The 13575-nt window shown below is 74.6% G+C and carries 8 protein-coding genes; 2 read left to right on the forward strand and 6 right to left on the reverse strand.

Annotated elements, in window-relative coordinates; genetic code table 11:
• Window positions 1–187: 187 nt before the first annotated feature.
• Both IE286_RS22635 and IE286_RS22640 read left to right on the forward strand, forming a co-directional pair.
• Window positions 188–4042: a trypsin-like peptidase domain-containing protein gene (locus tag IE286_RS22635; RefSeq protein WP_229863371.1), complete on the forward strand. Its 3855-nt coding sequence runs from the start codon at window positions 188–190 to the stop codon at window positions 4040–4042.
• Between the two features lie 197 nt (window positions 4043–4239).
• The gene (locus IE286_RS22640) at window positions 4240–5199 is read left to right on the forward strand and encodes a bifunctional riboflavin kinase/FAD synthetase (protein ID WP_189798613.1); all 960 of its coding nucleotides are present in this window, start codon (window positions 4240–4242) and stop codon (window positions 5197–5199) included.
• Window positions 5200–5373: 174 nt separating this feature from the next.
• On the opposite strand, the gene IE286_RS22645 is transcribed toward IE286_RS22640, so the two are convergent.
• The 6 genes from IE286_RS22645 to IE286_RS27365 form a co-directional block, all read right to left on the reverse strand.
• Window positions 5374–6396 carry an ABC transporter ATP-binding protein gene (locus tag IE286_RS22645; RefSeq protein ID WP_189798614.1) on the reverse strand — a complete coding sequence of 341 codons (1023 nt, stop codon included), beginning with the start codon at window positions 6394–6396 and terminating at the stop codon, window positions 5374–5376.
• Window positions 6393–7487: an ABC transporter ATP-binding protein gene (locus IE286_RS22650; protein WP_229863374.1), complete on the reverse strand. Its 1095-nt coding sequence runs from the start codon at window positions 7485–7487 to the stop codon at window positions 6393–6395. The genes IE286_RS22645 and IE286_RS22650 overlap by 4 nt, the downstream gene beginning before the upstream one ends.
• Window positions 7484–8461: an ABC transporter permease gene (locus IE286_RS22655; RefSeq protein ID WP_229863384.1), complete on the reverse strand. Its 978-nt coding sequence runs from the start codon at window positions 8459–8461 to the stop codon at window positions 7484–7486. Before IE286_RS22655 ends, IE286_RS22650 begins: the two co-directional genes overlap by 4 nt.
• On the reverse strand, window positions 8458–9522 hold the full coding sequence (locus IE286_RS22660; protein ID WP_189798616.1) for an ABC transporter permease: 1065 nt from the start codon (window positions 9520–9522) through the stop codon (window positions 8458–8460). Before IE286_RS22660 ends, IE286_RS22655 begins: the two co-directional genes overlap by 4 nt.
• A gap of 9 nt (window positions 9523–9531) precedes the next feature.
• A complete protein-coding gene (locus IE286_RS22665) occupies window positions 9532–11442 on the reverse strand; it encodes an ABC transporter substrate-binding protein (RefSeq protein ID WP_189798617.1) in 1911 nt (636 codons plus the stop codon).
• 646 nt (window positions 11443–12088) lie between these two features.
• A partial coding sequence (locus IE286_RS27365) for a MinD/ParA family ATP-binding protein (RefSeq protein ID WP_229863386.1) occupies window positions 12089–13575 on the reverse strand: 1487 nt, incomplete at its 5' end.

Genomic DNA, 13575 nt, shown 5'->3' on the forward strand with positions numbered 1-13575 from the left:
TCCCCCCTCGGTTCCCCCTCTGAAGATCTATCCAGCCACGCCCGCCCATTCACCCGCTCGGGCAGGCGCGCGGAGTGAACCAGGGGAGCGCAAGGGGGCGCGTTCGAGGCACGAGCTTTCCCGCTGATCACTCGGTGCCTACCGTCGGTGGCCGGGGGTGCACGACGGCACGGCGGGGAGGTACGACATGACGGCAGCGGAGCCCCGGGGCACGCGGTCCGGCGGCGGCCCGCTGCCGGCGGCCGTCCCGGAGCCGGGCGCGGACGAGGCCCGGGACCGCCTGCTGGACGCCGCGCTGGTCCGCATCCGCGACCTGGCCGGACGCCCGCGCGGCACCGGATTCGCCGCCGACCACCACGGCACCCTCGTCACCAGCCACGAGGCCGTCGCCGGGCTCGACCGCCTCCTGCTCGACGCACCCGGCGCCGAAGAGCGCTCCTGCGTGGTCAGCGCCGACGCCGTCACCGCGCTGCCCGAGCTGGGCCTCGCCCTGATCCGCACCGAGGGCCTCGCCCTCACCCCGCTGCCGGTCACCGCGCGCGGGGCCGTACGCCCCGGCACCTACGTCCGCATCGCCGCCGGCGGTTGGCGCGAGGCCCGCGTCCTGGGCGCCTGCGCCGCCACGTACGAGGCCCCGGACGGGCCCCGCACGGTGGACGGCGTCCTGGAACTGGCCATCGGCACCGCGGGCCGCGACGCGCTCAGGCCGGGCGGCGGCGCCGCCGGCGGCCCGGTGCTCGACGCGGCCACCGGCGCCGTCGTCGGCGTGCTCGGCACGGCCCTGCGCTCCGGCGGGCGGGAGGCCGGGTTCGCGGTGCCGCTGGGCCCCGGGCGCCCCCGCACACCGCGCACCGAGGCCGCCCACGGCGCCGGCGATCCGCTGGCCGAGCTGCTCGCCCGCAACGCGGCCACGGTCCCCGCCTACGGCCCCGACCTCAACCTGGCGGGCGCCGTGGAACTCACGGCCACCTCCGTGGCCCAGGACGGACCCGCGGGCGCCCTGGCACACCGCGCGGGCGAGGACGCCGTCCTCCTTCCGCCGCTCGAGCCGTTCGCGCTGTCCTGCGAAGGCGGGGGAGCGGCTTACGCCCTCGACGCTCCCGCCGCGCACCCCGCCCGGCCCGTCCCCTTGGTCGAACGGCCCGCGATCGCCGCCGCACTGGACGCGTTCGGCGCGGGCGACGCCGCCGTGCTGGGCCTGGTCGGCGCACCCGGCACCGGACGCACCAGCGAACTGGCCGCGCTCGCCGCCCGCCGTGCACGCGGTGCGGCGCCCGCGCCCACCCTGTGGCTGCGGGGGGCCGACCTCGACGGCGCCGACACCTCGGTCGCCGACGCGGCGAGACGCGCCCTGGACCGGGCGGCCAGAATCGTCGCCGCCGCGCGGTCACCGCTGCCGACCGAGGTCACCGACCTCACCGCGGACCGCCTCGCCCGCCTCGCCCGCGCCCAGGGCCGGCCGCTGCTGCTCCTGGTGGACGGCCCCGAGGAGATGCCACCTGCCCTGGCCCGCCGGCTCGCCGACTGGACCGAGGGCACCCTGCGCTGGCTGCGCGGCACCGGGGCACGGCTCGTGCTGGCCTGCCGCCCGGAGTACTGGGAGCAGGCCGGGGCGCTCTTTCCTCCCGAGTCCCTGCACGCTCCCGGCACCGGCACCCTCGGCGGCGAAGGCGCCGCCCCGCGCCCCCGGCCCGCTGCGCCGCCCGACACCGGCGTCCCCCTCCCGCCCTGCCTGCGCCTGGGCGACCTCACCGCCGAGGAGGCCCGCGAGGCGCGCGCCCGCTACGGCGTCCCCGACGGCGCCCTCGCCGAGGCCGACGCCCGCCATCCGCTCACCGTCCGGCTCCTGGCCGAGGTGCGCGCCGCCCTGCCCGGCGCACCCGGCCGGGGGCAGCTGGACCACACCGACGTCCTCGCCGCCCACCTGGACCTGGTGTGCCTGCGCATCGCGGTGCGCCTGGCCGCGCAGAACGGCCTGCGCGGCACCGCCGTCCGGCGCCTCGCCGCCAAGGTCGCCGGACAGGTGCACGAGGCCGCCCGGCGCAGCCTGGAGCGCGGACACGCGGAACTGGACCGGGAGACGTTCGAGGAGGTCTTCCCCTGGGGCACGGCCCCCGCCCGCCTGGGCGGCGGCACCGGCTGGGCGTCCGCCGTGCTCGCCGAGGGCCTGCTCGTGCCCGCCGGCGACGGCTACCGCTTCGCCCACGAGGACCTCGCCGACTGGCTCCAGGGCCTCCACCTCGACCTGGACGAAGCGCTGCGCGTCCTGGTCCACCGCCGGCACATCCCGGGGGAGGGGCCCCGGCCTCTGTCCGTCCCGCACCACCGCATCGGCCCCGTCGTCCAGGCCCTGCTCCAGCCGGCCCGCCGGTACGGCCCGCGCCGGCTCGCCGTGCGGCTGGAGGAGCTGATGTGCGCCCTGGACGGCGACCCGCACAACTGGTGGGCGTCCCGGCTGCTCTCCGGCGTCCTGCTGCGGCTGCCGGACGCGACGCCGTACCTGCGGGTGCTGCGGCTGCTCGCCGACCGCATCGTGGTCTGGCAGCAGTGCGGCCTGCCCGTGCCCCACGGCTTCGGCCCCGGCTTCTGGACCGCGCTGCACCTGCCCCTGGCCGAACGCTGCGACCTGCTGCGCCGGCTGCTCGTCGCCGACGGCCCGCCGCCCGGCGGCACCACCGGCGCACACCACGACCCGCACACGCCCCCGCCCCCCGGCACCGGCCTGCCCCGGCACGGCGACGACGGCAGGGCGCACCCGCTCCAGCCCCGGCCCCGCTTTCTCGACGCCGTCGCACAGCTCCTCGCCGCCGATCCCGCCGCCGTGCAGCCGCACCTGATCCGCTGGTTCGACGACGAACGGCCGCTGCCCGCGACTCCCCGGGCGACCGTGGCCACCGCCGCACAGGCGCTGCTGCACACCCACCGCGCGGGCGCCGAGGACGAGCTGGCCGAGCTGCTCGCCGGCTGCGGCCACCCGCGCGCCGGGGAAGTGCTGGCCGCGCTCGCCGAGGAGGAACCGGCCGTGCTCTGCCGGGCCGTCGAGCGGTGGGCCCGGGACGAACGCCCGCAGCGGCGGGCCACGGCCCTCTCCTGCGCCCTGCGCACCGCCCCGCACACCCGCACCGAGGACGACCGTGCCCCGCTGCGCCGCGCCGCCCTCGCCGTGCTCGCCCGGCCCGCCGACGCCGCCCTGCACGGCAGCGCGCTCGCCCTCCTCGTGGCCGACCCGCACACCCGCGCCGCCCACCTGCCGCAGGCGCTGAAACTCTTCGCGGCCGGCGACCCGCAGCTGCCGCCCGGCGCCCTGGCCCCGGCCCTGGCCGGCCACCCGGAGGCCGTCCTCGCCGCCTTCGGCGAGCGGCTGCTGCGCGGCCCGGACACCGCCGAGGTGCTGCGCGCGCTCACCGACGTCACCCCGCCCGGCCTCGCCGGCCGGGTCGCCGCCGTGCTGCGCGAGGTGGTGGCACGGCGGCCGGAGACCGCCGACGACGTGGCGATGTGCGTGGCACGCCGGCTCCGCCACGGACCCGCGGCGAGGCCCGTGGTGTTCCCGCTGGCCGGCCGGCTGATCGAACACGGCCCTGCCCGGCTGCGGGCCGCGCTGGGCGCCGTGCTCGCCGCGCCGCTGCCGCTGCAGGGCACGCCCGCCCCGGACGAGCGGGCCGTCGCCGATGCCGCCCTCCCGGACGGCTCGGGACCGCTGCGCCGGGAACTCCTCGACCTTCTCCTGGCGCAGGAGTCGGCGCGGCCCGCAGGCCAGGACGTCACCACCGTCCTCGACGCGGTGCTGCGGGCCGCCGCCTCCACCGCCGAGGAGGACCTGCGCGACCTCGTCCACCGCGTCGGCCTGCTGCTGGCCCGCACCTCGGACGGCGCCGCCGCATTCGACCGCTCCCTGGTGGCCCTGAGCCAGGAGGTCCCCGGGTTCGCCGCCCGCCTGGCCGGCTGGCTGGCGCACGCTCCCCAGGACTGGGCGGTGCTGGTGACGCCCGGCGTCCGCCGTACGATCGAGCACCTCGCCGGGGTACCCGTCCCCGCCTGAGGACGCCTGGGGACGCTTGAAGCCGCCGTCCACCGGGCCCGTCCCGCCGGCTCCCGCGGACCCACGGCCAGGTGTGCCCGGTCACAGGGCCGTACCGATGCGGGCCGCGAAGCCGGGGCATGGCACCCTTAGACCTGCGGACAAGCAGCAAGGCAACCACAGCAACACGGACACGGGTTCGACGAGGAGCGGTCACAGTGCAGCGCTGGCGTGGCTTGGAGGACATCCCCCAGGACTGGGGGCGCAGCGTCGTCACCATCGGCTCCTACGACGGAGTGCACCGCGGCCACCAGCTCATCATCGAACACGCCGTGAACCGCGCCCGCGAGCTGGGCGTGCCCAGCGTCGTCGTCACCTTCGACCCGCACCCCAGCGAGGTCGTGCGCCCCGGCAGCCACCCGCCGCTGCTCGCCCCGCACCACCGGCGCGCCGAGCTGATGGAGGCGCTCGGCGTGGACGCGGTCCTGGTGCTGCCCTTCACCACCGAGTTCTCCAAGCTGTCCCCGGCCGACTTCGTGGTGAAGGTCCTGGTGGACCGGCTGCACGCCAAGGCGGTCGTGGAGGGCCCCAACTTCCGCTTCGGCCACAAGGCCGCCGGCACCGTCGACTTCCTCGCCGAGCAGGGCACGCTCTACGACTTCGAGGTGGAGGTCGTCGACCTGTACGTCACCGGCGAGGCCGGCGGCGGGCAGCCGTTCTCCTCCACGCTGACCCGGCGCCTGGTCGCCGAGGGCGACGTCGAGGGCGCCCGCGAGATCCTGGGCCGCCCCCACCGCGTCGAGGGCGTCGTCGTCCGCGGTGCCCAGCGGGGCCGCGAGCTGGGCTTCCCCACCGCCAACGTCGAGACCCTGCCGCACACCGCGATCCCCGCCGACGGGGTGTACGCCGGCTACCTGCACGCCCAGGGGGAGACGATGCCGGCCGCGATCTCCGTGGGCACCAACCCGCAGTTCGACGGCACCGAGCGCACGGTGGAGGCCTACGCCATCGACCGGGTCGGCCTCGACCTGTACGGCCTGCACGTGGCCGTGGACTTCCTCGCCTTCGTACGCGGCCAGGCCACGTTCGACTCGCTGGAGCAGCTGCTGGCGAGGATGACCCAGGACGTCGAGCAGTGCCGCGAGATCATCGCCGCGGACCAGCGCCGGCAGGACTGACCGGCCGGCGGTGACGCCCCTTCCGGCAGGACCGACCGGCGCGCGGTGACGCCCCCGCGGGCGGCCGCCGCACCGGTCGCCGACGGCACGGCGGGCGGCCCGCCTCCCCAGACCGCGGGCCGCCCGCCGCACACACCCCGGCGCTCCAGGACACCCCGGACGCCGGGAGTCCCCTCAGCCCGACGGCGTCGCCGCCTCGGACCCGGCTCGTGCCAGCGCCCAGTGGCAGGCCACCTGGGTGCTTCCGTCACCGGACAGGACCGGCAGGTCCCGGGTGCGGCAGGCCTCGGCGACCCCCGCACGCTCCGCCTCCCCGCCCGCCAGGATGTGGCAGCGGACGTGGAAACGGCACCCGGACGGCACCCGCGAGGGGTCCGGCGGCTCGCCGGTGAGGACGACCGGGGTGCCCGGGGCCTCGGGCAGCACCGACAGCAGCGCCTGGGTGTAGGGGTGCCGGGGCGCCGTCAGCACCTGCTCGACATCGCCCGTCTCCACGATCCGCCCCAGATACATCACCGCCACCCGGTCGGCGATGTTCCAGGCCAGCCCCAGGTCGTGGGTCACCACCAGCGCCGACAGCCCCAGCTCGTTCCGCAGCCGCAGCAGCAGCGCGAGGATCTCGCCGCGCACCGAGGCGTCCAGGGAGGCCACCGGCTCGTCGGCGACGACCAGTTCGGGCCGCAGCACCAGCGCCCCCGCGATGACCACCCGCTGCCGCTGCCCGCCGGACAGCTCGTGCGGGTAGCGCAGGAAGAACCGCTCCGGCGGCCGCAGCCCGGCCCGGGACAGCGCCTCGGCGACCGCCGCCCGCTCGTCCCCGTCGAAGCCGTGGATGCGCAGGCCCTCGGCCACCGCGTCGTACACCGTGTGCCGCGGGTTCAGCGAACCGCTGGGGTCCTGCAGGATCAGCTGGACCCGCTTGCGGTACGCCTTCAGGGCACGGGCGGAGTACTCCAGCGGGGCGCCGTCGAACGTGACCCGGCCCTTCGTCGGCGGGACCAGCCCGAGCAGCGTGCGGGCCAGCGTCGTCTTGCCGCAGCCGGACTCGCCGACCAGCGCCACGATCTCGCCCGGCCGGATGTCCAGGTCCACCCCGTCCACGGCACGGGCGGGCGCCGCCCCGTTGCGCCCCGGGAAGGTGACGTGCAGGCCCTCGACGCTCAGCAGCGGCGACGTGCCCGTCTCGGTGCCCGTCATGCGGTGCTGCTCCTCACTTCCTCGTCCTGCGCGGAGTCCGCAGCGGACTCCGCGGCCGCCGCGGTGGCCGCTGCGGACTCCGCCTGGGGTGCGGCGTCCGTGCCGGGTGCCGCCGCCGGGGCCGCGGACGCGGCCGTGCCGTCGGCGTCCACCAGCACGCAGGCCGCACGCCGCCCCGGCCCCGCCTGACGCAGCACCTGGTCCTCGACGGCACAGCTGTCCAGCGCGACCGGGCAGCGCGGATGGAACGCGCACCCGGACGGCACCGCCGACGGATCCGGCGGATCGCCCGGCAGCCCGCGCGGAGCGAACCGTGACGCCGGATCACCGATCCGCGGGAACGCCTCCGACAGCGCCCGGCCGTAGGGGTGCCGGGCGTCGTCGTACACCTGCCGGGCCGGGCCCTCCTCCACCACCCGGCCCGCGTACATCACCGCGAGCCGGTCGCAGGTGTCGGCCAGCACGGCCAGGTCGTGACTGATCATCATCAGGCCCACGTCCTGCTCGCTGACCAGTTCCTGGATCAGCCGCAGGATCTGCGCCTGGATCATCACGTCCAGGGCGGTGGTGGGCTCGTCGGCGACGATCAGCCGCGGATCGCAGGCCAGCGCCATCGCGATCATCACGCGCTGCCGCTGCCCGCCGGACAGCTCGTGCGGATACGCGCTCGCCCGTGCCGCCGGCAGCCCCACCTGCTCCAGCAGTTCGCCCGCCTTCTTCTTCGCGCCCGCCGAAGTGGCTTTGCGGTGCAGCAGGATGGGCTCGGCGATCTGGTCGCCGACCCGGTGCACGGCGTTGAGGGAGTGCATGGCGCCCTGGAAGACGATCGAGGCGCCCGCCCAGCGCACCGCGCGGACCTGCCCCCACTTCATGGTGAGCACGTCCTCGCCGTCCAGCAGGATCTCCCCGTCGACCCGGGCCCCGGCGGGCAGCAGCCGCAGCAGCGCGAGCGCCAGCGTGGACTTGCCGCACCCGGACTCGCCCGCGATGCCGAGCTTCTCGCCGGCGCCGAGGGACAGGTCGACCCCGCGCACGGCGGCCGCGCCGCCCGGATAGGTCACGTGCAGATTCCGTACTTCGAGCAGGCTCATCGGGCCACCCCCAGCCGCGGGTTGAGCACGGCCTCCACCGCGCGCCCGCACAGTGTGAACGCCAGCGCCACGACGGCGATCGCGATGCCCGGCGGCACCAGGTACCACCAGTCGCCGGAGCTGACCGCGCCCGCCTCGCGGGCGTCCTGCAGCAGCCCGCCCCAGGACACGATCGTCGGGTCACCGAGCCCGAGGAAGGCCAGCGTCGCCTCCGACAGGATCGCCGAGGAGATGATCAGCGTCGTCTGGGCGAGGATCAGCGGCATCACATTGGGCAGCACATGCCGGGACATGATGTGCCAGTGCCCGCCGCCGAGCGCCTTGGCGCGTTCGATGTACGGCCGTGACTCCACCGCGAGGGTCTGCGCGCGCACCAGCCGGGCCGTGGTCGGCCAGGTCGTCACCCCGATCGCGAGGATCACGGTGCCCAGCGACCGGGACAGCACGGTGGCCAGCGCGATCGCCAGCACCAGCGTCGGCATCACCAGGAACCAGTCGGTCACCCGCATGATCACCGTGGCGTACCAGCCGCGGAAGTGCCCGGCGGTGATGCCGATGACCGCGCCGATCGCCACCGACAGCACGGCCGCGAGCAGCCCCACCAGCAGCGAGACCCGCGAGCCCCAGATCACCAGCCCCAGCAGGTCGCGCCCGAACTGGTCGGTACCCAGCGGGAACTGACCGCTCGGCCCCTGCAGCGGCCGGCCCGGGGCGTCGGTCACGCTCGCCACGTCGGAGCCGACGGTCCACGGCGCGGTCAGCGCCACCAGCGCGAACAGCACCAGCGCGGCGAGCCCGACCACGCCCGCCCGGTGTCTGCGGTACTCCGCCCAGAACCGTGCCGCCGACGCCCGCCGGCGCTGCCAGGCCAGGGCGCGCGGACCACGGGCCGCGGCGTCCCGGGCTCCGGCGGCGGCCGGAGGCGTCCCGGGCTCCGAGGTCTTCGTCGTCTTCGGTGTGTTGGCTGTCGTCATCGGCCCACCCTCGGGTCGAGCAGCGGATACAGCAGGTCGGCGAGGGTGTTCATGACGATCACCGCCGCGGCGAAGACGAAGAACAGACCCTGCACCAGCGGCAGGTCGGGCACGCTCAGCGCCTGGTAGAACAGCCCGCCGAGCCCCGGCCAGGAGAACACCGTCTCGACGAGGATGACACCGGCGACCGTCCGGCCGAGGTTGACGAAGATCAGGGTGACGGTCGGCAGCAGCGCGTTGGGCACCGCGTGCCGGCGCCGCACCAGGTCGTCGCGCAGCCCCTTGGCCCGCGCCGTCGTCAGATAGTCCCCGCCCATCTCGTCCAGCAGCGCCGACCGGGTGACCAGCAGCGTCTGCCCGTACTCCACCGCGACGAGGGTCACCACCGGCAGCACCATGTGGTGCACGACGTCCACGACGTGGGCGAAGCCGGTCTCGCCCCCCGACTCCATGCCGCCGGTCGGGAACAGGCCCGGGACGGGCCCGACTCCCACCGACAGCACGATGATCAGCAGCAGTCCCAGCCAGAACGACGGGATGGAGTACAGGGTCAGCGCCAGCCCGGTGTGGAACCGGTCGCCGAGCCCGCCGTGCCGCCAGGCCGCACGGGTGCCGAGCACGATGCCCAGCGCGGTGTACAGGACGAAGGCCGTGCCGGTCAGCAGCAGCGTGTTCGGCAGCGCCTCGGAGATCTTGTCGATGACCGGCACATGGAACTGGTACGAGGTGCCCAGGTCCCCGGTCAGCGCCTTGCCGCAGTAGTCGGTGAACTGCCGCCACAGCGGCAGGTCCAGCCCGAACTCCCGGCGGTAGGCGGCGATCTGCTCGGCCGACACCGGGCGGCCGCCGGTCATGAACTTCACCGGGTCGCCCGGGATCAGCCGGAAGAGGAAGAAACTGGTCACCAGCACGGCGAGCAGCGACACGACCGCACCGGCCAGCTTGCCCGCCGCGTACCGCAGATACGCGGCGGTGGAGCGAGGCCGGGGCGTGCGCCCGGCGCCCGCCGGCCCGGTGTCGTCCGGGCCGGCGACCGTCGAGGGGGTGGCTTCAGCGGTCATGGTGCCTGCCTACTCGCGGTCGTCGGCGGTGGCCCGGCGGCGCACCGCGACGAGCACACCGAGCCCGGCGACCACCACGACACCCACGACGATCCCGACGACGATCCCCGTGGAGGACGAACCGCCGGAGGAGCCGGAGGAGTCCGCGGGCACGGCCGACCACCAGCTCCAGTAGCCGTCCTGCCCGTAGATGTTGCCCGCCGCCGAGGGCATGGTGGTGATCGACTTGATCTGGTCCGTGCGGTAGGCCTCCACCGCGTTCGGATAGGCCATGACGTTCATGTACCCCAGGTCGTACAGCCGCGACTCCATCTGCTTGACGAGGGCGGCCCGCTTGGCGGGGTCGTACTCGGCGAGCTGCTTGGCGTACAGCTCGTCATAGGTCTTGTCGCAGATGAAGTTGTCGGTGGCGCCGGTGTCCTTGGGGGTCTGCGGCAGGGCGCCGCAGGTGTGGATGGACAGCACGAAATCCGGGTCGGGGTTGACGGACCAGCCGTCGAAGGCCAGGTCGTACGTGCCGGCCAGCCACGGGTCGGTGACGTTGTCCAGGCAGTCCAGGGTCACCCCGATGCCGAGCTTGCCCCACCACTCCTGCAAATACTTGCCGACCGCCTTGTCGTTCGGGTCGGTGGCGTGGCACAGCACGCGGTACTGCAGCGGCTTGCCGTCCTTGCCCACGCGCTTGCCATCCGTGTTCTTCTTGTACCCCGCCTCGTCCAGCAGTCGCGCCGCCTCGGCCGGGTCGTACGCCAGCTCCTGGCCCGCCGACGGCTTCCAGAAGTACTGCGAGAAGCGCGGCGGGATGTACCCCTGGCCCTCGACCGCGTGGCCCTGGAAGACCTTGTCGACGATGGTCTTGCGGTCCACCGCCATGAACAGCGCGTGCCGCACCCGCTCGTCCAGCAGCGACGGGTCGCCGTCACCGAACTTCTCGCCGTTCTTCGCCCGCGCGCCCGGGTTGGTGGCCAGGGCGTAGAACCGGCGGCCGGGAGCGTCGTTGACGTGGATGTTCTTGTCGCCCTTGAGGGAGGCGGCCTGGGCGGGCGTCAGCGACGGCGAGCCGGCCACGAAGGAGACCTCGCCCTTGCGCAGCGCGGCCACGGCGGCGTCCTGGTCCTTGTAGTAGCGGAAGACCAGCTCGTCGAACTTGGGCGCACCGCGCCAGAAGTCCTTGTTGGCCTTCAGCCGCACATAGCTGTCGGGCTTGTAGTCCGTGAGGATGAACGGGCCGTCCCCGACGATGGGAAAGGTCGTGTCGTTGTTGAACTTCGAGAAGTCGCCGACCTTCTCCCAGATGTGCTTCGGCACGATCGGCACGTCCAGCGCCGTCATGGTGGCCTGCGGCTTCTTCAGCCGGATCACCAGCTGGGTGGGGCTGGGCGCGGTGACCTTCGCGAAGTTGCCGACGAAGCTGCCGTTGGCGGTGGCGGCGCCGGAGTCGGTCATCATCGTGGTGAAGGTCCACGCCGCGTCCTCGGCGGTGACCGGCTTCCCGTCCGACCACTTCACGCCCGAGCGGATCGTGTACGTCCAGGTCAGCTTGTCCGGCGAGGACTCCCAGCGGGTGGCCAGGGCCGGGACCGGGTGGGCGTCCTTGGGGTCGTAGTTGGTCAGGTACTCGTACATCAGCCGGTTGATGCTGGTGCTGACCAGCCTGACCGCCAGGAAGGGGCTGAGCGAGTCGACGCTCTGCGCGACGGCGACCGTGAGCACCTTGCCGCCCTTGTCGTCCTTCCCGTCCTGCGCGGCCTGAGCGGTCTGCGCGGTCTGCGCCGCGCGGGCCGGCTGCGCCGCGGCCGGGGTCGCGAGCCCGGAGGCGAGGACGAGAGCGGCGGCGCCCACGGCGGCCGCAAGCCGCCTCCTGCCCCGGCCGGGGGTGGTGCGTCCTCTGCCTCTGCCGTGCTGATCGTGTGTGTTCATGGCTCGGTGACCTCGCGTCGTCGCTCGCGAGAGCGCTCGTACGCCCTCGGCGAGACGGTGGGAACAGGCTGGAACGGGCTGGAACGGGCTCCGACGGTCGTGAACGGAGTAGTGCTGAGTGGAGAGCGGAGATGTACAGGTGTGAGCGGATATGGATGTGAAGGATCAGGTTCGATCGGCCGGACGCCGACGGAATGAAGAGTGTGTCTATCAGCGGCAGTCTGCGCCCGTCAACGGTGTGTCAAACCCGCCCTGGCCTGCGTAAACGACGAGACGGACGACCCGTCACCCACATTGGTGGAGACCTTTGACGCCTCGCTGGTGAGAGCGTGACGGCGAGATCCCGCCGGCCGGCCCGAGCGGGGCCACCCGCAGGACGGGTGGTGAAGAACTGCTCGTCACGGCGCGTCGGACGGGTGGTGCTGACGCGCTGCCGGCCGGCACGGCGGGAGGCCGCGCGCGGACCGGCGTGCAGAACGGCGCGCGGACCGGCGTGCAGAACGACGCGCGGACCGGCGTGCAGAACGGCGCGCGTCGGCTCCGCTGCGGCGCACAGGGCCACCACGGACGCGGCAAGGCCCGCGCCGTGGGGACGGCGCGGGCCTTGCGGGAGCGGGGCGGCCCGGCGTGCTGCGGGCCGGGCCGGTCACTGCTGGGGCGGCGGCGGAGGAGGCGGGGTCTGCCCCTGCGGCGGCTGCGGATAGCCGTACCCCGGCTGCGGGGGGAACGGCGGGGCCGGCTGCTGCGGAGGCATGGGCTGACCCGCCTGGGGCGGATACGGCTGCCCCGGCTGTCCCGGCGGGGGACCCCAGCCCTGCGGCGGCTGCCCCGGCTGCTGCGGCGGCGCGTACGGCCCCGGCTGCCCGGGATACGGCTGGCCCGGCTGGCCGGGGAACGGCTGCCCGGGCTGGCCCGGCTGGCCCGGCACGGGCTGGTTCGGCAGCGGCGGGGCGGCCACCGGGGGCGGGTTGCCGTCGGAGGTCCACAGCCCCTGCGACTGCTGGTGCCGCACGAAGTCCTCGGCGACCATCGCGGCCAGGTTGAAGTACGCCTCGCGCGTCTTCGGCCGCATCATGTCCAGGTCGAGCTCGGCACCGGCGGCCAGGTGCTCGTCGAACGGCACCACGACCACACCCCGGCAGCGCGTCTCGAAGTGCGCGACGATGTCCTCCACCTTGATCATCTTGCCGGTCTCGCGCACCCCGGAGATCACGGTGATGGACCGCGCCACCAGGTCCGAGTACCCGTGCGCGGACAGCCAGTCCAGCGTCGTACTGGCGCTGCTCGCGCCGTCCACGGACGGCGTGGAGATGATGATCAGCTGGTCGGCGAGGTCCAGCACCCCGCGCATGGCGCTGTACAGCAGACCGGTGCCGGAGTCCGTCAGGATGATCGGGTACTGCTTGCCCAGGACGTCGATCGCACGCCGGTAGTCCTCGTCGTTGAACGTCGTGGACACCGCAGGGTCGACGTCGTTGGCGATGATCTCCAGACCGGAGGGCGCCTGCGAGGTGAACCGCCGGATGTCCATGTACGAGTGCAGGTACGGGATCGCCTGGACGAGGTCACGGATCGTGGCCCCGGTCTCCCGGCGCACCCGTCGCCCCAGCGTGCCGGCGTCCGGGTTGGCGTCGATCGCGAGGATCTTGTCCTGGCGTTCGGTGGCGAGCGTGGAGCCCAGCGCGGTCGTGGTCGTCGTCTTGCCGACGCCGCCCTTGAGGCTGATGACCGCGATCCGGTAGCAGGACAGCACCGGCGTCCGGATCAGCTCCAGCTTCCGCTGCCGCTCGGCCTCCTCCTTCTTCGCACCCAGGCGGAACCGGGAGCCGCCCGCCCCCGGCCGCTGGCTGCGTGCCTTCTGCTTCTTGGTGTTCAGCAGCCGGTCGGAGGACAGCTCGACGGCCGCGGTGTAACCCAGCGGCGCCACACCCGGGTTGGTGGGCTGCCGCTGGTCGTGCTGTATGGGCTGCGGCCAGGCGCCTCCGGCCCGCGGATCGGCGGGCTGCTGCCCGGGCTGCTGGCCCGGTTGACCTGGTTGACCCGGCTGCGGCTGTCCTGCCTGCGCGGGCTGCGCGGACGGGCCGGGCTGCTGCGGGAAGCCGTAACCACCGGGCTGGGGGAAGCCGTAACCCC

Origin of the sequence: Streptomyces thermodiastaticus (assembly GCF_014656135.1) — a bacterium.
Taxonomy (GTDB): domain Bacteria; phylum Actinomycetota; class Actinomycetes; order Streptomycetales; family Streptomycetaceae; genus Streptomyces; species Streptomyces thermodiastaticus.

Bases quoted from the DNA above. Each gene is read 5' to 3' on its own strand.
- IE286_RS22635 (WP_229863371.1), top strand. From the start codon at position 188: ATGACGGCAGCGGAGCCCCGGGGCACGCGGTCCGGCGGCGGCCCGCTG.
- IE286_RS22645 (WP_189798614.1), bottom strand. From the start codon at position 6,396: ATGACGGGCACCGAGACGGGCACGTCGCCGCTGCTGAGCGTCGAGGGC.
- IE286_RS22650 (WP_229863374.1), bottom strand. From the start codon at position 7,487: ATGAGCCTGCTCGAAGTACGGAATCTGCACGTGACCTATCCGGGCGGC.
- IE286_RS22655 (WP_229863384.1), bottom strand. From the start codon at position 8,461: ATGACGACAGCCAACACACCGAAGACGACGAAGACCTCGGAGCCCGGG.
- IE286_RS22660 (WP_189798616.1), bottom strand. From the start codon at position 9,522: ATGACCGCTGAAGCCACCCCCTCGACGGTCGCCGGCCCGGACGACACC.
- IE286_RS22665 (WP_189798617.1), bottom strand. From the start codon at position 11,442: ATGAACACACACGATCAGCACGGCAGAGGCAGAGGACGCACCACCCCC.